Consider the following 18,183-nt stretch of genomic DNA (forward strand, 5'->3'; position numbering starts at 1 on the left):
GATGTCAAGAAAGTTGCAGCAAAATTATGGAAACTTCTATCAGAAACATTAGGTGAAGACATCAATCAATCTAACGTTGGATATACAGTGGAAAGATGGAAATTTTCGATAGTTTCATCACATTTTTGCGACAATGCACAAGTTGGTAAGTTTAAGGTTTGTGCAAACCATCCTGAATTCTTAGAAACCCCAAACTTAGAAAAGCAAAATCAGGACACCTCTAGCAAAACTCAGCCCAAACAGCGATTAGACTTATCCGATGCACCAGAACCCAACCTATTCTATAACCGCACATCCGAACTCACCACCCTAGAAAACTGGATTTTGAGCCGCACCCGCCTCATCACCATTTTAGGCTTATCCGGTATTGGCAAAACCGCCCTTACTCTCCAACTAATCTCACAAATTCAACACGAATTCGATCGCATTATCTGGCGAAGTCTCCGCAACTCTCCACCGCTGGCATCACTCCAAACCGACTTAATTAAATTCTGTAGGGGCGGTGTCCCCGTGCCCGCCCCCTATCCTGAAGAAAGGGCAACCACGGGGGGGTTGCCCCTACTAGAATATTTACGATCGCACCGCTGTCTGATCATCCTCGATGATGTGCAAACAATCTTCAGCAGCCAACAACTCGCAGGAAATTACCAGCCAGGATATGAAAATTACGGCGCATTCTTCAAACAACTAACAGAATCATCCCACAACAGTTGCTTAATCCTCCTGAGTTGGGAAAAACCCAGAGAAATCGCCGCCTTAGAATGCGAAAACCGCCCCTGCAAATCTCTGCAACTCAAGGGTTTAGGCCCCGAAGCACAAGAAATCTTTAGAGAAAAAGGTTTAGCAGAACCGGAGAAATGGTCAGAACTAATCGGCCTTTACCGAGGCAATCCCCTATGGTTAAATATAGTTGCCACTTTGATTCAAGACTTATTAGGCGGTAGCGTTTCCGAATTCCTCTCCTATGATACCCTATTCTTAGGTGACTTAGAATCTCTGCTGCACCAGCAGTGCGATCGCCTAACCGCATCTGAACAACAAGCTATGGGTTGGCTAGCAAGTACCCCCGAACCAGCAGACATCTCAAAAATACCAGAAAACCTGCAATTATCACGGGCAGAACTATTAAATGTCATGCAATCTTTAGGACGACGGTCATTAGTTGAAACAGTACAACAAAATGGGCGATCGCACTTTACGATCGCGCCAGTAATCAGAGAGTATATAACAAACAAAAAATGAAAATCGCCACCTGGAACGTCAACTCAATCCGTACCCGCCTAGAACACGTTACTAGCTGGTTGCAAACAAACTCCCCAGACGTTCTCTGCCTCCAAGAAACCAAAGTTACAGACAAAGACTTTCCCCTAGAACCCTTCACCAGCCTCGGCTACAACTGCTACATTTCCGGTCAAAAATCCTACAACGGCGTTGCCATTTTTAGCCGATCGCCCATGTCGGAAATCAGCAGCGGATTTGCCCCCCTTCTCGGCGACGAAACCGCAGGTGTTTTTGATGAACAAAAACGCCTAATAGCCGGGGTTATAGACGATATTTGCATTATTTGCGTATACGTTCCCAACGGTTCCGAAGTTGGCAGCGAAAAATACGAGTACAAGCTAAAGTGGCTCAAACTGCTGCAAGAATACCTCAAAATAGCACTAGATAAATCCCTCAACTTGTGCATTTGCGGCGACTTCAACATCGTCCCGGACGATCGAGATATCCACAATCCCAAAGCCAATGCTAACTCCGTCGGCCTATCAGTAGCCGAGCGCCTCGCACTCACAGAAATCATAGAATTAGGATTAAACGACCCCTTTCGCAAATTTACCACAGAAGGCGGTCATTATAGCTGGTGGGACTACCGCGCCGCTGCATTTCCCCGCAACAACGGCTGGAGAATCGACCACCATTATCTCAGCTTTCCCCTGTACGAACAAGCAAAAAACTGTACAATAGACATTGCTCCCAGAAAATTAATCAAACCCAGCGACCACGCCCCCGTAATTGTCGAAATTTGATTTATGAGTTATAAATAAAACTAAGGCAAAAGAAACCCGGTTTCTACCATCAATCTTAGGTTTATCGACGATAAATTTAAGAAACCCGGTTTCTCGACCCTATGCGTAAGTTCCGATCCAGTTAATAACAACCAACAACCAAAAATCATGTTCTTAGTAACCGGAGCAACAGGCGCACTAGGCCGCCGAATTGTACGAGAAATCAGACAGCAAGAAAAGCCTGTCCGCGCATTCGTTCGCCTCGCATCTCGCTACTCAGAACTAGAAAACCGAGGCGCCGAGATTTTTATCGGCGACTTGAAACAAGACAAAGATATTAAAAAAGCCTGCCAAGGAGTGCAATACATCATCAGCAGCCACGGCACCGGCGGCGACGTTCAAGCAGTACACTACCGCGCTAACATAGAACTGATCGACTGCGCCAAAGAAGCCGGAGTGCAGCACTTTGTCTTTATTTCGGTACTGGGAGTCGATCGGGGATACGAAGATTCCGCAGTATTCAAAGCCAAGCGAGAAGTTGAAAAATACCTGCAAAACAGCGGATTGAATTATACAATCTTGCGGCCTGCCGGTTTTGCTTCCAGCTTGTTACCCCTAGCAGAAAGATTTCGAGAAACCGGACTTTACCTGCTAATTGGCGACGGCAAAAACCGCACCTCTGTTGTCAGTACCGACGACTTAGCAAAGATTGCCGCCGACTCGCCAACAGTCGAAGGCGCCCGCAACCAAATTCTGCGAGTCGGTGGCCCGGATGTGCTCACAAGAGACGACATTCCCCGCATTTTTGGACGCTTATTCAATCGCGAACCGGTGGTAATCAACCCGCCACTGGTTGTGTTTGACGGTTTGAGAAATGCCTTGGGTTTATTGAATCCTCAAGCTCAAAAAGACTTAGGAACTTTGCGCGTATTGCTGGGTAACGAGTATTTCTGCACTTCCGAAGAAGTGCAAAACTTGGAATCAATCTACGGCATGAGAATGGAATCCTTAGAAAGCTTTCTGCGGCGCAATTTGAGCGTTTAAAATGCTAGTTATTCTCGTTACCAGGCTCTGCCTGGTAATGAATATCGGAGGCTCTGCCTCCAAACTCTTGTCTCATTTTAGTAAAGGCAGAGCCTTCCTATATGCGTCCCCAGGCTCTGCCTGCGAACGAGCAAAAGTAGCGCCAAATCGCAACTGAAAACCATTTAAGCAGAAATAGGTAGTGGTTCAGCGCCAATATAGCTCGTAACTGCGATCGGCGGAGAAGTCGGCTTAGCAATCAAATAACCTTGAACCAAAGTAGCTCCCCGTTCCCGCACCCACTCAAACTCCTCCAAAGTTTCCACACCTTCAGCAACAGTTTTAATTTCTAATTGAGCAGCAATTTCTAACATCTTTTCCGTAATTAGTGCCTTATAATAATCTTGATGGACATTGCGAATCAATTGCATATCCAACTTAATAAAATCTGGACGCAGTTGGTGCATCAAATTTAAATTAGAAGAACCGCTGCCAAAATCGTCCAAGGCAATTAAAAATCCCGCCTCTCGGTAAAACCTCAGAATATTAATCAAGTGATCGATATCAGGAGGGTGCTGAGATTCCGCTACTTCAAAAACAATATTGCTGTGAGGAATTCCCGCTTCATCAATAGCCTGTACAGTTCTTCGCAGGCACGTAGCGGGATCGTAAACTGAAGTGGGAGAAAAATTAATAAAAAGTAGTTCTTTGATATTGTAAACATGGGCTTCGCGGATAGCGCGAGTCCGGGCTAAAACATCTAGTTGAAAAATTAAGCCTGCTGATTCTGCTTGGGCAAAAATCCTACCCGGATAAATTAAGTTTCCTTGCTCGTCAATTCCTCGGAGCAGCGCTTCGTGGGCAAAAATTTTAGAAGTATCTGAGGTGTAAACAATGGGCTGAAAATGCGTAGTAATGCGTTCTTCGTACAATAAATCTAACAGCCAATCAGAGTTACTCAAATTAATAAAAGAGTCTAAGGAAGTGCTGCGATAAAAATCGCTAAGTTTTGGCTGTTCAACTTCGCGCATCCATAAAACTTTTGTCTCTTTCAACTCTTGAGTTGTCAGCAGCGATGATCCTAGGGCGTTAAACTTTTCTTTGGCTATTCCCTCAAGCATAATGTACAAACACTTGCTCTCTTCTAACAGCCGGAATTCAATTTCTGCCTTGGTTAGTGCAGAAATAACCTTGGTCAGCGTGTGCGATACTGGAAACCACAGGTATAGACCTCCCCTGCCCTCTATTTTTTCGGGTACTGTTTCGCAGCGAGAGCAGGAGCCGAAGGCTTTGCCACTTATTTGCATTGGAATATCCTCCGGTTTTTGGGTTAATTTTAGACACGCTAACAATTAAGTTTTATTATAAGCTCATTCACCTATTAATACATCTATCTGAAGATGTAAATTTCAATAAAATTGTATTTAAGAATTATTGCAGTATTTATACTTGCCTCCGGTTTTAAACTTTGGTCAAAGTTCTCAGTTTTGAGCAAGTACGTGTGATTAAACACCGTCCCAAATCATTACAGAGGGAGAAGGCAAAGACTTGTTGGCTACTCTTTACTGCTGTTGTGATTCTTTACGCCTTATTCTCTCATTCCCTTTGCCAAAACAGTCGCTACAGTTAATTTTTTAGCAAAGGCAAATTAACACGCCCGTGAAGCGCAGCTATCCCGTAGGGAATCGCCCCATCGACTAATTTATGCGTACCACAAATATACACACCCGGACGATCGCCCAAAACAAACTCACTTGCTGGGGAATATCCAATTTAATTTTATAATCGGGATGACAGGATTTGAACCTGCGACCCCCTCGTCCCGAACGAGGTGCGCTACCAAGCTGCGCTACATCCCGAAATTAGTCACTATATTTTAAGCTTATCACATTCAAGTTAAAATTTAGCAACCTCGTATATAATTATTTGTAAAATACTACTCAGGCGGAGACAGACGTGACAGTTAAGCCCCAGTGGTTGCGAGTAAAAGCCCCCCAGTGGGAGCGCGTCGGCAACGTCAAAGAAATTTTGCGGGATTTATCCCTGAATACGGTTTGCGAGGAGGCGTCGTGTCCGAACATCGGCGAATGCTTCAACGCAGGTACTGCGACATTTTTGATTATGGGCCCGGCTTGTACCCGCGCCTGTCCTTACTGCGACATCGATTTTGAGAAAAAGCCCCAACCTTTAGATCCGACGGAACCCCAAAGATTGGCGCAAGCGGTGCAGCGGCTCAAACTCAACCACGTCGTGATTACCTCTGTCAACCGGGACGATTTGCCGGATGGGGGCGCGTCTCAGTTTGTCGAGTGCATTCAAGCAGTGCGATCGGCAATGCCCGATACAACTATAGAAGTTTTGATTCCCGACTTGTGCGGCAACTGGCAAGCTTTAGAAATCATTCTCGCAGCCCGGCCAGAGGTACTCAACCACAATACCGAAACCGTAAAGCGACTTTACCGCAAGGTTCGGCCGCAAGGAAAGTACGATCGCACCTTGGAACTATTGCAGCGAAGCCGCGAACTCGCACCTGGGGTTTACACCAAATCCGGCATCATGGTGGGACTGGGAGAAACAGACGCCGAAATTCGGGAGGCGATGCAGGACTTACGGGCTGTCGGCTGCGATATTTTAACAGTTGGACAGTACCTGCAACCGACTCAAAAGCACTTGAACGTAGAAAACTTTGTGCCTCCAGAACAATTTGATGCTTGGAGAAATTTTGGCGAATCTTTGGGATTCTTGCAAGTTGTCGCTTCTCCCTTAACTCGCAGTTCCTATCACGCCGAACAGGTGAGGGAACTGATGAAACTTTACCCACGCTAGCAATTTTAATTTGAGTTGACTCGCGCCCGTTAGCGAAGCCCTCGAAGAGGATCGCACCATTCTCACTAAAACCCGATCAACCGGGTAACAGCGAGGAAAAACTTGCGCTTGATATGCAGGCCCTGGGCAAAAAACCCGGTTTCAGATGCTGGTGTTCGGGGCGTGATTTTAAGCCGGAAGCAGCAGCCAACAGCAAAACAATTATCGGTTGATCGTCGCCTCCAAGTCGCGACTTACGCAAAAGAGATCCAGAAACCGAGTTTCTTCCTCAAACTTCTAGGTTTTAATCCAGAAATTTGAGGAAGAAACCCGGTTTTTGCGTCAGCCAATAACTCGGTACTGGGGACTCTAACAACTCTGAAACCCATATTCTATAATGGATTAAACTTCTGCCCTCACTGCCGCGTATTTAATCAACAGCGCCGAGTTATATAAAGTTTTATTAAAAAAATGGCTAATTTTCCGAAGTGATCGGGAACCAGGTTATCGGTGATGAAGATTAACTTAACTTCTGACTAACGTCACTTGTTTCTAGCCAGTCACTATCTATACTAGCTACATAAACAAAGAAGTACAACACACTTTTCTGGCCTTCAACCTGTTACATCAGAAAGTTCTTAGCGTTTTCCAGAATCTTGGTAAAACAAGTGGGGCAGCAAAAGTTCGATCGAACAACAGCAGAAAAGTCAGGAAAGTTACTAAAGAAACACAAAGCGGTGATGCTTCGTCTTAACCAAGTGGGCATCTTAATTATAAATAACCGCTAAGCGTAGCATCTTTTCACCGGAGCCACTGAGAAAATCACTATGCCAGCCACCTCTTTTTACGCTGAAGCTGAATTCGACGAACAACTGCGAGTCAATCCCTTGCAAGGTGATGTGTTGGATGAAGATGCTGAAGAAGCTGGAGACGAACTGCTTGACCAAGACCCAGCAGAGACAGAAGATGCAGACCCAGCAGCCAAATTGCAAAAAAATGCCAACCGTCGCACTACAGATTTAGTCCGTCTGTACCTCCAAGAAATAGGTCGGGTTCGTCTCTTGGGTAGAGACGAAGAAGTCTCGGAAGCTCAAAAAGTTCAGCGCTATATCAAATTGCTGGAATTACGCAACACCGTCGCCTCCCAAGAAGAAGGGCTAATTGGGCGCTTCGTGCATTTAATTGAAGTGCGCGATCGGTTAGCCGCACAGTTGGGACATAAACCTTCCCTGGAACGCTGGGCATTAACCGCCGGTGTCAGTGACGTGCCAGAACTCAAGCGAATTATGTCCGAAGGCAAGCGCCAGTGGGCCGAGTTAGCCGAGATGACGGTCGAGACGATCGAAAGAATTCAAGCTGAAGGCGTCGAAGCTAAAGACCACATGATTAAGGCGAACCTGCGCCTGGTGGTTTCGGTGGCGAAAAAATATCAAAATCGCGGTTTAGAATTGCTCGACTTAATACAAGAAGGTACTCTGGGACTGGAGCGAGCTGTAGAAAAGTTTGACCCGACGCGGGGCTATCGGTTTAGCACCTATGCCTACTGGTGGATTCGGCAGGGAATTACGCGGGCTATCGCCACTCAAAGCCGCACCATTCGCCTCCCCGTCCACATCACCGAAAAACTTAACAAAATTAAGAAAGCCCAGCGCAAAATTTCTCAAGAAAAAGGTCGGACAGCTACGATCGAAGACATCGCTGTGGAGTTGGAAATGACGGCGCCCCAAGTCCGAGAAGTTTTACTGCGAGTCCCCCGTTCTGTTTCTTTGGAAACTAAAGTGGGCAACGAAAAAGATACAGAGTTGGGCGACTTGCTTGAAACCGACAGCATCTCCCCTGAAGAAATGCTGATGCGAGAAGCTCTGCACCGCGACTTGCAGCAACTGCTGGCAGATTTGACCAGCCGCGAGCGAGATGTAATTCTGATGCGCTTTGGTTTGGGTGACGGACACCCCTATTCGCTGGCAGAAATCGGTCGTGCCCTCGACTTGTCCCGCGAGCGGGTTCGCCAAATTGAAGCCAAAGCTTTGCAAAAACTCCGCCAACCTAAGCGTCGCAACCGCGTCCGCGACTATCTGGAGTCTCTGACTTAAATTTGGCCGGTCAGTCAGCGCGATTATTAATCAGGGAGCAAGGCATTTGGCACTTGTGCAGAAGGCATGAGGCATTCGGCAGAAGTAACAATATTTACTTCTAAACAACTTCTCTGTCCTCTGCAGCAAGTCATCAAGCTTGTTAAAAGTCAAAAAATATCAAAAACCAAATTTTTTCCTCAATCTTTTTTCAATAAGCTGCGATATTTGCAAAATATCTCGATCGTTGTGTATTATTGTCAATAGGCAGACTTTCTTGAGAGGGTCACTATGGCACTTTACACCGCGTCCTCATTCAAATCCGAACTCAATGACAAAGGCTGGCGGATGACTCCCCAACGGGAAACCATCTTGCACGTGTTTCAGAACCTCCCCAAAGGCAATCACCTGAGTGCGGAGGATTTGTACACTTTGTTAAAAAATCGCGGAGAAAACATTAGCTTGTCCACCATTTACCGAACTTTAAAGTTAATGGCAAGGATGAGCCTCCTCCGCGAACTCGAACTAGCAGAAGGTCACAAACACTATGAAATAAACCAGCCTTACCCGCATCACCACCACCACCTAGTCTGCGTTCAGTGCAACAGAACGCTCGAATTTAACAACGATTCGATTTTGAAAATTGGCATGAAGCAAGCTGAAAAGTCTGGGTTGCACCTGCTAGACTGCCAGCTAACCATTCATACGGTGTGCCACGAAGCTTTGCGGATGGGATGGCCGTCTTTGGTTTCCAGCAATTGGTCTTGTCCGAGGTCGATCGCCCACAGCGGCAACAGCGCCCCGGATTCAATCGAGTGAAAGTACACTATTTTCGCATTCCAAGTACCGCTTGTTACAAGTTTTAACAAAAATTGGTAGCCCAAGTGCGATCGCAGTTACGCGGAAACCGGGTTTCTTCAGAAAAATACATCATTTCAGGAATGAGTCGGAAACCAGAAACCCGATTTCTTTGATGTAGCGTCCGCAAGCCTGGGGCTAAAAAGTTTGGCTCAACAAATCGTCGCTGCTGACCCCGTAACTGCGCTGAGCTCGATCGAGGGCGTCTCTCGTCGAAGCATCGAAAACTCCGCCGATGGGGCCTGTGTAAAAACCGAGGTCTTGCAGCCGCCTTTGTAATTGCTGAATGCTCGATCGAGAGTTGAAACTGCTGCTAATTGGAACAGCAGGAACAGCTATCCGGCCAGCTAATCCGTTTTGGAGCGCAGCCAAAGTCGCCGGAGTGGCAATACCCGTCGCCGGTGACAAATTGCGTTCTTGCTGAAACGACAGCACCGCAAACTCGGTCTCGGCTCCAAATACTCCGTTCACCGGGCCGGGGTTTTTGCCCAGACTTCTGAGCGAAGACTGAAGTTGTCGGACAGCAGGCCCAGTATCGCCCCGTCGCAGACCAGCAGCGATTTGCGGCACAGGCGCTGCTGCCTGCCTGTTACCTTGCCGCAAAGCCGATCGAGTGCTGCGATCGACCCTTCCAGTCCCGAACATCCCCCTATCCCTCTGAAAGCGGATCAAAGCTGCCTGAGTTGGTCGATCGAACCAACCGTGAATCTGGCTCCTGTAATAACCCAATTCTTGCAGCCGCCGCTGCACAAATTCTACTTGTCGGCCTCTGTCGCCCAACTCCAGAAAATCTCCGCCATTACTCTGTTGGTCATCTTCCTCAGTCCATGAGCTAATTTCAGCTTGCCTCATCTGGGCATCGATAGCAGTCAAAGTAGCAGTGTCAGCGCAGCCGTCAGAAACCAGATTGTAATCTTGCTGAAAACGAGTCACAGCGTAGAGAGTGCGTTCCCGAAACTTACCGTCAACGCCACCTTCAAAATAGCCCAAAGCTTTTAATTGCCGCTGGATCAAGTCTACCGTCGCCCCTCTGTCCCCGAACCGCAGCCCCTTGCAACCGCCATTTCCCGAAATATTCCCTGGAAGCGTAACGGGGGGAACTGGCCGGGTGGAACCAAAAAGCAAAGCTAAAGTTTGCCTATCGGCAACTCCCGTCACCCGCAGGCGATTAATTCGCTGGAAATATCTAACGGCATTTTGAGTAACTTCCCGAAAACTCCCTGTGGGATGTGCGCTGAAGTAGCCTAGCTGCTTCAACCTGCGCTGGAGAGCCGAAACATCTGCACCTGCGTCTCCAAAACCCAGTTCCCGATAATTGGTATTAATAGTTCTAAAAGGTCGATCATCATCCCCGGCAAAACTGTTGAGTGCTATCACAGTAGCTCGATCCGGCCTACCAGTCAGCGACAGTTGATAGTCTCGCTGAAAGTTAGTCAGAGCTTGTTGAGTAACCGGGCCGAGTTGACCTGTCGAAGATCTGGGAAAATAGCCGAGTTCCCGCAACCTGTCTTGAACAGAGCGCAAATTTGGATATCCCGGATCTATTTGAGCAAAAGCCGAACCGGCTGCACTCAAAACCGACACCATCAAAGCCAGAGACAGCAAACGGACGTAAGTCTGACTCGATAGGTTTTGCCACTTGGGCTCATCAAAAATTTTCGACTCTGCGGGTGCTTCGCAAACAAGAGCAAGTTCGAGGTAAGCAAGAGATTCCATAATTTTTTAGTGTGAAATTGTGGGTGGGTTGTGTGAGAAAACTGCCAAAAATGATTTTTGGCACGCTTGGCTTGGATTCTATCAACGCTAAGTTCTACTTGGAAAGAGCGAAGCACCCGTGTTTCTAAAAATTTACCGTCAATAATAATTACAGGTAATAACCAAGATAGCATCGCTGCTTCTAGAGGCGCGAGACTCAGCAAAAAAGTTTGCAGGCACGTCTTAGCCTTTAAGGCCGAAAGAGAATAAGTTCTGGGGTAGTGCTGGCTAATATTTTATCTGGCTGCCGCAGAAATTACCACAAGACTTGCGAGCCGGTTCTCTTCACCTTAATTGGTTGTCGGGTAAAGAGCCTGAAATCGCAGATTTTTTGTTAAGAAACGCGGCTTCTTCATGTGGCGAGTGCGTCTGGGAAAGTACCGCTGATTAACCAAAAAACTAGCCACTAAAAATCCCCACTTTTGCAAGTTGCAAATAGGGCGGGGATTTTTTGATAAGTTGACTTTGTATTAAAAAATCGACGATCGCTTAAATTAAGCCGAACCGATCGCAAATTACAGCTACTCCCGCTGCAAAAATAGTAATTGCGATGGCTACCAGCGGGTTTTGGCCTCTACTAACCGCAAAAGAGGTAACGACCCCAGCTCCCAAAGCCGCAGTAACAGCAGCAGTCGCCAAATCTCGATCGGGACGTTTGTCGTACATATTTTTTATTGTTGGTAGCTGTTAAGCTGAAAACTTACATCTTGTAATCCAAGCTACCACTCTTGCCTCTGCGGCGGTGACAACCGCCTGGGTTTTGCAACTAACCTTAAAATTTTGCTAATTTTCTTAACATACTCTCCTGAATAACATAAGTTGGGATTATGTATTTTCGAGTTTTTCTGTTGAGTTTTAGCTTTTGAAACCTTTTGTCTGCTGGGCTTTTATGTCAAATTCAGGATTTTGCAGGGGCGATCGCACCCGCACTCTCAGCACATCAAACTGCAATCCCAAATATCGAAAATAAATTTAACTTGACTTTTTGTGATAAATGTGTATATAGCTATTTTGGCAACAGGCAGGCAGGAAAAAACCCGGCGTTGGTGAACAATTTTCACACTGCGATTGCTTCGCTGCCCTCACAATGAGATGAGTATATAGCAGTTCTCAAGCGTGGTGAGGTATGGGGGCGAGTCCTATGCCCTATGCCCTATGCCCTATGAGCACCTCATGTTACTGAGAAAGGTTATATTTGTTGTCTAATTACTATCTAAGTTTTATTCGCCCTCAACTCTTTCAGTATTGCCACCTTTGACCCAACCTTCGCGATTGTCATCCTCAATCCGAATTCGCTGCCACTCTTTGTCGGGCGACTCTTCCAAAACTACGACTTTTTCCTTGTAACCAACACCGCCAATGCGGTTCGAGTCTCGGCTACCAGTATCCCGGAGAATTAAGCCGATCGGCTGAGTCACCATCGCGCGGTAAGCTCCCGGTTCCAGCGGTTTGGGAGACGGGGCATCGCTAGATGTAGAAACAGGGCTAGCCTGGGCTGTTGACTTCGGCGCAGCGCCTGCAACCTGAACTGCTGTTTTGTCGTTGGGAAAAACAGGTTTTTCGGGCACAGTAGTTAGCTTAGCGGCAAAGTAAAGTGCAGCCGCCACGCTAGCACCTGCCATCAGGACGATCGCGAGCAGAAAACCTACTAAAAATTTGAAAACGCTATATACAGTGTTCATAAAACCGCAAATGAAGGAAGTTCGGCAACGGATTGTGTAACGGATGTAACGGATGTCAGGCAGAAGGCAGGAGGCAGAAGGCAGAAAGTTGACTGTTGAGTGTTGACTGCTGAATGTTGAGTAAAATCTGGTAACTGCCAACTGACAACTGGCTACTAACTACTGACTACTGACTTCAAAAGCTTACCCCTGAATCCGGCGGCTCAAACTGCCGTACCTAGAAGCAAGGCGAGCTTTACCCGCAGCGGCCCAATCTTGGAGAAACTGGATTTGTTCTTGAGCCGTTCTGGCTAAGGGCACCATCTGACTAGCTGATTCTAAAATATCATCTGTCGTAAAGTCTCGATTTTGGCTAAACCCAATGTGCATTGCTTCAATCAAAGTTTGCTCGATTTCGGCCCCTGAAAAATCGGGAGTTTCGTAAGCCAAGCGCTCTAAATCGTAATTTTTGATGCTGTGCGATCGCAACCGCAACAAATGTACCTCAAAAATCGCCCGCCGTTCCTCCTGGCTGGGCAAACCCACAAAAAATATTTCGTCAAACCTGCCTTTTCTCAGCATTTCTGGCGGCAAAGACTGGATGTTGTTGGCTGTTGCTACCACAAACACCGGCGAAGTTTTTTCTGCCAACCAAGTAATAAATGTCCCGAACACCCGGCTGGTTGTCCCGGAATCCCCTTTACCGTCTAATCCCGCAAAAGCTTTGTCAATCTCGTCAATCCACAGCACGCAGGGGGCCAAAGCTTCCGCTAGCTGAATCATTTGCCTGGTGCGCGATTCCGATTCTCCGACTAAGCCGGCAAACAAGCGCCCGACATCCAAGCGCAGCAAAGGCAAATGCCAGTGGTGGGCGATCGCCTTTGCTGTTAAGGATTTTCCGGTTCCTTGAATTCCCACTAACAACAAACCTCTGGGATGCGGCAAACCGTATTGGCGGGCTCGATCGGAAAAAGCACCGCCGCGCCGCAGCAGCCATTCTTTGAGATTGTCCAAACCGCCGATATCGGAGATATTTTCGCGGGCTGGGTAAAAATCCAGAATTTGAGTTTGGCGAATTGTTTGGCGCTTTTCTTCTAAAATCAGTTCCGCGTCGTCGGGATGGAGTTCGCCTCTGGTGGCGATCGCCTTTGCCAAAACTCGGCGGATTCGTTCGAGCGACAGCCCTTGACAGGAGCGCACTGTTTCGTCCAGCAAACGCCCTTCAATGGCTTGTCCGGTAGCCCCTAACAGCCTTTCTACCTCAATTTTGATTTCCGCCGCCGCAGGCAGGGGAAACTCCAAAACAGTCATCACTTCGCTGAGGTCTTCCGGGATCGAAATTAAAGGAGATACGATGACAATATTTTTGGGCACAGATTTGAGGAGTCTTGCCAAATTCCGCAGCTTGCGGGAAATCGAGACATCTTCCAAAAACCGCTGAAAGTCGCGCAGGATAAAAATTGCCGGCGCGGAGGCGGGCAATTTTTCGAGAAATTCCAAAGCTTGCAGCGGGTTGCGCTTGCCAAAACCGACATCGTTGGGATTGCCTTGGTAGCCATCAACAAAATCCCAGATGTAGACGGCGCGAGAACCTTGTTTTTTGGCACTTTGGGCGATCGCGGCTTCTACGCGCTCTTCTTCCCGTGTCGGAATGTAAATTAGGGGGTAGCGCGATCGCAGCAGTAGTTCAAACTCGTCGCTAAAAATAGTCATTAGTCAGTTGTCAGTGGTTAGTTGTTAGTTGTCAGTGGTTATTTGTTATTTTTTATTTGTTATTTCTTATTAGCTAATGCCAACTGCCCACTGCCAACTGCCCACTGCCAACTGACTAAGGCAATTGCCGTTTAAGTGCTTCCAGAGACGCCCAGCGACTGTCTGAGACGGTTTCGGAGCTTTCTGTATTTGCATCATCAGTTAAAGAAATTCCCGGACATTCAGTATCGCATATCTGTTTGTGCGGCAGTTCCAAGCACATTTGCTCATACACCCAATCGCCCGGAGAGAAATAGCCGCCTGGGGACAAATTTTCCACCAAATCTTCTAAAGCAACTTCTATTTCTGCTGAACTTGAATCTGTTTGATTTGCTGTTTCTTCGAGCCAGATTAGTTCCGATGAGTTGAGTGCCAAACGATGATTGTATTGTTTCAAGCATCTGTGGCAGGTGAGAGTAACAATTGTTTCTGCTTTTGCCTTCACCTCAAGATAATTCCCTTGGTGAGTCACTTGCAGTCGCCCTCGCACCGGAGTAAGAGTTTCTAAATCGGGGATAAATTCTTCAAAATCAATGACCTCTTTCCGCTCAGTTTTTGTGAGTAGATGAGGGATATAAATTGTCTCCATAATCTTTTGCCTTCCTACTTCTTGAATTCAAAGGTCAAAAGGAATAGTTAATTTTTAACTTCTTCCTTCTTCCTTCTTCCTTCTTTTGCGTCAGCGCAGCCGCACTACCAAACGCCGATCGGGTTCTTGTCCTTGACTGTAAGTTTCTATATCCTCACATTCGCTCAAAAAGCTGTGGACTTGACGGCGTTCTGCCGAAGACAGCGATTTTATTTCAACTTCCACTCCCGTGGAGCGGGCTTGATCTGCTGCGTACTCTGCCATTGATCGCAATTCCTCTTGGCGGCGGATGCGATAGCCATTTAGTTCAACTGTATAAGGAATTGACTCCTCTACTTCCTGACCTATATTCTGAACCGTGTTACAGAGGTACTGAATGGCATCTATTACATTACCGTTTGGCCCGACTAAGATTGCAACTTGTTCTGGAGTCAGATTGCTTTCATCTATTGTCATCCAATAGCAATCTTTTTGTTGTTCGCATACCACTTTTGAAGGAATTGCGGACAGTTGTAGCAATTCTTCTAACCATGCCTGTCCGCGCTGCATTTGAGAGTCTTTCATTGTTGTTAAAATCAAGCCTTTTTCTTAGAACGCTTGGGCTCAAAGGGAAGTGCATCTAATCCTTGTTCTTTTTGGGTTTTCGCCTCTGCTTCGTCCACTATTTTTTGCAGGTTTTCGGGCAGCGGTTCTCGCGACAAAATAAACGATTGAACTGTTTGGAAGATGTTAGCAATCAGCATATACATCAACACGCCGGCGGGCAGCGGGAAGAACAAAAACATCCCTGAAAATATGACTGGCGTCAGTTTGTTGACTGTAGCCTGTTGGGGGTTGTCGTTTGGCCCTTGTGCTTGTCCTGAAAGGGTTTGGTTGATGTACAAACTGATGCCGAAGCCCAGGATCATTACCAAAATATCCCAGTGGATTGTACCGTCTGAGTCGATCGCGCCAACGCGGCCTAGAGCCTCAATAAACAGGAATCCTTTGTTACTAGCCAATCCGGGGATTGTGCCTTGAACTGTGGCTTCACCGGGCGCTAATGCCGTGATGTTTCCCTGTTCATCTACCTTGATCAGATCTTCGCCTTTGATGACTTTCCAGCCTGGTTCAAAGTCGATTTCGCTCTTATTTTCTGCAGCTAAAACTTTGAGAGGTTTGCCCTCTGGGGTTTGAAAATTAATCTTGGTTGTGTCGCCGACTGCGAGTTTGTCGCCGCCTGGAATTACCCCCACAACAGGAGCATGAAAAGTACCTGTGACGTAAATATTTTGTGGCGGTGTAGCAAAAGCTTGCGGTTGAACAGTTTCGATTTGTTCTTTGGGCAAAACTTGAACGTTAACGCTGTAATTTATGTCAGAAAACGGCGAACCCCGGAGCGTTGCAAACAGTGCAAACAGCACTGGCATTTGCAGCACCAACGGGAAGCATCCGGCTAGAGGATTGCCAAATTCTTTGTATACTTTGCTCATTTCCTCCTGCTGTTTGGCAGGATTGTCTTTATAGAGTTTTTGAATTTGATCTACTCGCTCTTTCATCAACGGCTGCGCTACTTTCATGCGCCGCATATTGCGAAGAGAGCCTGCGTTGAGAGGATAAAGAGCAAAGCGAATCACGAGCGTCAGTGCTACGATCGCTAAACCGTAGCTTGGCACGATCCCGTAGAAAAAATCTAGGATCGGGAGCATGAGGTTGTTGGAGAGAAACGAGATACCGAAATCCATTCGCTTTGAGTTAATTTAGGTGCTCTATGTTTGCTGTTGAGAACTATTTTTACCCGCTGAAGGCGAGCCGCCTCAATTTTTAGGGTTTTGTCTCTATCTTAGGACATTGCCCGTCGATCGACCGCCCGGTCTGCGGGTTTGTTTTAATGAGTTTGCCAATAATCGCACTCACTTTACCCTGATTTTAGGGCGAAGCTGTTCGGTTATTTAGCTTGGGCCGCGTTTGCTTTTTGAGCGGCTATGGGCAGTTTTTCGTTAATGTAGTCATACATTGCTCGAAATTTCGGCATAGCTCTGAGTTCCAAGCGGCTGCCATTTTTCATGGTGAGCACCATGTCTCCGTAAGTCCCAAAACCGCGTGGTACTGTGACGATTTTGACTATATCTGAATAGATAACGTCTGTCTGATCGCCCCCCATCCAACCGCTAGTTACCGAGACTCGGCGACTCGTGATCCGGTAGCGCAGCCACAGAGCCCGGACAATTGCTCCTACTGCTAGGGGGATTCCCACCACAGTCAGCCCCAGGAGTAAATTGAGGATCAAGTCTCCCGGCGCGGGGCCGCCTTCATAATATACTTCCTCTCGAATTCCCATCTAGTACCTCGGCTTCTACCAACAACTGCTCTAATTCTTGCAGAATTTCTGCATAATTGCACTCTTGTGCGATCGGACGCACGACAATTACTAAATCCCACCCGAATTTTAATCGGGGCAATAGCTGTCGCAAAGCTGCCCGAATCTGACGCTTAATCCGGTTGCGGACTACAGCGCGTTTGCTGACTTTCAGGCTGATAGAAATGCCTGTGCGAGTCGGCTGCAAGGATTTCTCGGCTGTCGGTTTGCTTAATTCGACGCTTTTTGGTTTACGCAGAGCTCTTAAGCTGAAATGAGCCGAGTTACGGCGCATTCCCTTGCGGTATACGGCGCTGAAGTCTTTTCGGTGCTTAAGTCGGTTTGTATCGGGCAACATGGCGTAGGGCGATCGTGGAGGCCTCTCAACCTTGATGCAGTGCTAGACTGCTAGGCGGTGGCGACCTTTGCTGCGGCGAGCTTTGATTACCAATCGACCAGTTGCGGTACGCATTCTGGCGCGAAAACCGGATGTTCTTTTTCTTTTGCGGCTGGTTCCGTGCAGGGTTTGCTGTGTCATTTTGATTTCTCCCGGCTTGTTACTTTACTTTTGATTAATATTCACAATCTTCTAGTATACCATAGAGTTGTTTTGTTGGCAATATTTTTCCTATTTGAATCGATCGCCACTCATCACAAAGCAACAACCCCTGTTCGAGCTTGTGAACGAGATTTCGGTTTAGTTCTCACTACCATATCCCTAACTTTCTAAGATGATATTGCAAGAGCGATCGCCCTTAACCGAACCCAATCAAATCCCCGACTCCTAAATTCATCCGTGTATCCGTGTCGTGCCTTTCCTCATTTCAATTCAACATTTACTGTAGCCGAAATCACCGGTGCAATCCGTGATTCATAGCCTTTAATGCTTTCGGCACCAAACACAAATTTTACCGGAACCCGTTGCACAACTTTGGTGAAGTTACCCGTAGCATTATCGGAAGGCAATAAGGAGAATTGATCGCTAGAAGCAGGGGAGAAACTATCGAGACGGTCTTCAAAATTGCGACCCCCAAAAGAATCTAATTTGATTTCTAATTTTTAACCGGGTTTCATGTTTGCTAGTTGCGCTTCTTTGAAGTTAGCAACTACCCACAAATCGTTACTGATCATCGCCATTAACGGACTTGCCGGCTGCACGCGCTGCCCGAATTTAAAGGATTTGCAAGCGATTTGTCCGGCGGCGGGTGCGCTGATATTTGTGTAGTAAAGTTGTACTGCTTTTTTTAAGAGTGGCTAGTATTTTACGGTTATTTGTAATGTACTGGAGGTTGAGGCTGCTGCGCTTCACTCAAAAGATTGATTTGTC

The 18,183-nt window shown here is 47.0% G+C and carries 18 protein-coding genes, 1 tRNA gene and 1 pseudogene; 6 read left to right on the forward strand and 14 right to left on the reverse strand.

Going from position 1 to position 18,183, the window contains the following annotated elements; all coding sequences use genetic code 11:
- Positions 1–87 precede the first annotated feature (87 nt).
- From QUA77_RS01205 to QUA77_RS01215, 3 genes are all read left to right on the forward strand, one after another.
- Positions 88–1,242, forward strand: a complete 1,155-nt coding sequence (locus QUA77_RS01205) for an NB-ARC domain-containing protein (RefSeq protein WP_333449001.1) — start codon at positions 88–90, stop codon at positions 1,240–1,242.
- On the forward strand, positions 1,239–2,024 hold the full coding sequence (xth, locus tag QUA77_RS01210; protein ID WP_333449002.1) for an exodeoxyribonuclease III: 786 nt from the start codon (positions 1,239–1,241) through the stop codon (positions 2,022–2,024). The genes QUA77_RS01205 and xth overlap by 4 nt, the downstream gene beginning before the upstream one ends.
- A 147-nt stretch (positions 2,025–2,171) precedes the next feature.
- On the forward strand, positions 2,172–3,047 hold the full coding sequence (locus QUA77_RS01215; protein ID WP_333449003.1) for an SDR family oxidoreductase: 876 nt from the start codon (positions 2,172–2,174) through the stop codon (positions 3,045–3,047).
- 164 nt (positions 3,048–3,211) lie between these two features.
- Here the strand turns inward: QUA77_RS01215 and QUA77_RS01220 are convergent, their stop codons facing one another.
- Both QUA77_RS01220 and QUA77_RS01225 read right to left on the reverse strand, forming a co-directional pair.
- The gene (locus QUA77_RS01220) at positions 3,212–4,333 is read right to left on the reverse strand and encodes an EAL domain-containing protein (protein ID WP_333449004.1); all 1,122 of its coding nucleotides are present in this window, start codon (positions 4,331–4,333) and stop codon (positions 3,212–3,214) included.
- A gap of 478 nt (positions 4,334–4,811) precedes the next feature.
- A tRNA-Pro gene (locus tag QUA77_RS01225) sits at positions 4,812–4,885 on the reverse strand.
- A gap of 91 nt (positions 4,886–4,976) precedes the next feature.
- Here QUA77_RS01225 and lipA point away from each other — a divergent pair.
- The 3 genes and pseudogenes from lipA to QUA77_RS01240 form a co-directional block, all read left to right on the forward strand.
- Positions 4,977–5,852, forward strand: a pseudogene (gene lipA, locus QUA77_RS01230) (lipoyl synthase); the annotation flags it as partial.
- A gap of 806 nt (positions 5,853–6,658) precedes the next feature.
- Positions 6,659–7,924, forward strand: a complete 1,266-nt coding sequence (gene sigC / locus QUA77_RS01235) for an RNA polymerase sigma factor SigC (RefSeq protein ID WP_333039158.1) — start codon at positions 6,659–6,661, stop codon at positions 7,922–7,924.
- 270 nt (positions 7,925–8,194) lie between these two features.
- Complete coding sequence (locus QUA77_RS01240) at positions 8,195–8,722, forward strand: transcriptional repressor (protein WP_333039160.1); 528 nt, start codon at positions 8,195–8,197, stop codon at positions 8,720–8,722.
- Between the two features lie 177 nt (positions 8,723–8,899).
- On the opposite strand, the gene QUA77_RS01245 is transcribed toward QUA77_RS01240, so the two are convergent.
- The 12 genes from QUA77_RS01245 to QUA77_RS01295 form a co-directional block, all read right to left on the reverse strand.
- Positions 8,900–10,477: a peptidoglycan-binding protein gene (locus QUA77_RS01245; protein ID WP_333039162.1), complete on the reverse strand. Its 1,578-nt coding sequence runs from the start codon at positions 10,475–10,477 to the stop codon at positions 8,900–8,902.
- Between the two features lie 528 nt (positions 10,478–11,005).
- Positions 11,006–11,182, reverse strand: a complete 177-nt coding sequence (locus QUA77_RS01250) for a hypothetical protein (RefSeq protein ID WP_242724391.1) — start codon at positions 11,180–11,182, stop codon at positions 11,006–11,008.
- Between the two features lie 554 nt (positions 11,183–11,736).
- On the reverse strand, positions 11,737–12,198 hold the full coding sequence (locus QUA77_RS01255) for an SH3 domain-containing protein (protein WP_333039165.1): 462 nt from the start codon (positions 12,196–12,198) through the stop codon (positions 11,737–11,739).
- Between the two features lie 183 nt (positions 12,199–12,381).
- Complete coding sequence (locus QUA77_RS01260; protein ID WP_333039166.1) at positions 12,382–13,890, reverse strand: AAA family ATPase; 1,509 nt, start codon at positions 13,888–13,890, stop codon at positions 12,382–12,384.
- A gap of 115 nt (positions 13,891–14,005) precedes the next feature.
- Positions 14,006–14,518: a YceD family protein gene (locus tag QUA77_RS01265; protein ID WP_333039168.1), complete on the reverse strand. Its 513-nt coding sequence runs from the start codon at positions 14,516–14,518 to the stop codon at positions 14,006–14,008.
- 90 nt (positions 14,519–14,608) lie between these two features.
- Positions 14,609–15,082, reverse strand: coding sequence for a R3H domain-containing nucleic acid-binding protein (locus tag QUA77_RS01270; RefSeq protein ID WP_333039170.1), 474 nt, complete (start codon positions 15,080–15,082; stop codon positions 14,609–14,611).
- 11 nt (positions 15,083–15,093) lie between these two features.
- A complete protein-coding gene (gene yidC / locus QUA77_RS01275; protein WP_333039172.1) occupies positions 15,094–16,242 on the reverse strand; it encodes a membrane protein insertase YidC in 1,149 nt (382 codons plus the stop codon).
- A gap of 203 nt (positions 16,243–16,445) precedes the next feature.
- A complete protein-coding gene (locus tag QUA77_RS01280) occupies positions 16,446–16,838 on the reverse strand; it encodes a PH domain-containing protein (protein WP_333039175.1) in 393 nt (130 codons plus the stop codon).
- Positions 16,810–17,214: a ribonuclease P protein component gene (rnpA, locus tag QUA77_RS01285; RefSeq protein ID WP_333039176.1), complete on the reverse strand. Its 405-nt coding sequence runs from the start codon at positions 17,212–17,214 to the stop codon at positions 16,810–16,812. Before rnpA ends, QUA77_RS01280 begins: the two co-directional genes overlap by 29 nt.
- 42 nt (positions 17,215–17,256) lie before the next feature.
- Positions 17,257–17,394: a 50S ribosomal protein L34 gene (gene rpmH / locus QUA77_RS01290; RefSeq protein WP_006632320.1), complete on the reverse strand. Its 138-nt coding sequence runs from the start codon at positions 17,392–17,394 to the stop codon at positions 17,257–17,259.
- A 281-nt stretch (positions 17,395–17,675) separates the two neighbouring features.
- A complete protein-coding gene (locus tag QUA77_RS29245; protein WP_445242224.1) occupies positions 17,676–17,906 on the reverse strand; it encodes an HlyD family secretion protein in 231 nt (76 codons plus the stop codon).
- A 9-nt stretch (positions 17,907–17,915) separates the two neighbouring features.
- Positions 17,916–18,014: a hypothetical protein gene (locus tag QUA77_RS01295; RefSeq protein ID WP_333449005.1), complete on the reverse strand. Its 99-nt coding sequence runs from the start codon at positions 18,012–18,014 to the stop codon at positions 17,916–17,918.
- Positions 18,015–18,183 lie beyond the last annotated feature (169 nt).

Origin of the sequence: Microcoleus sp. K5-D4 (assembly GCF_036704575.1) — a bacterium.
Taxonomy (GTDB): domain Bacteria; phylum Cyanobacteriota; class Cyanobacteriia; order Cyanobacteriales; family Microcoleaceae; genus Microcoleus.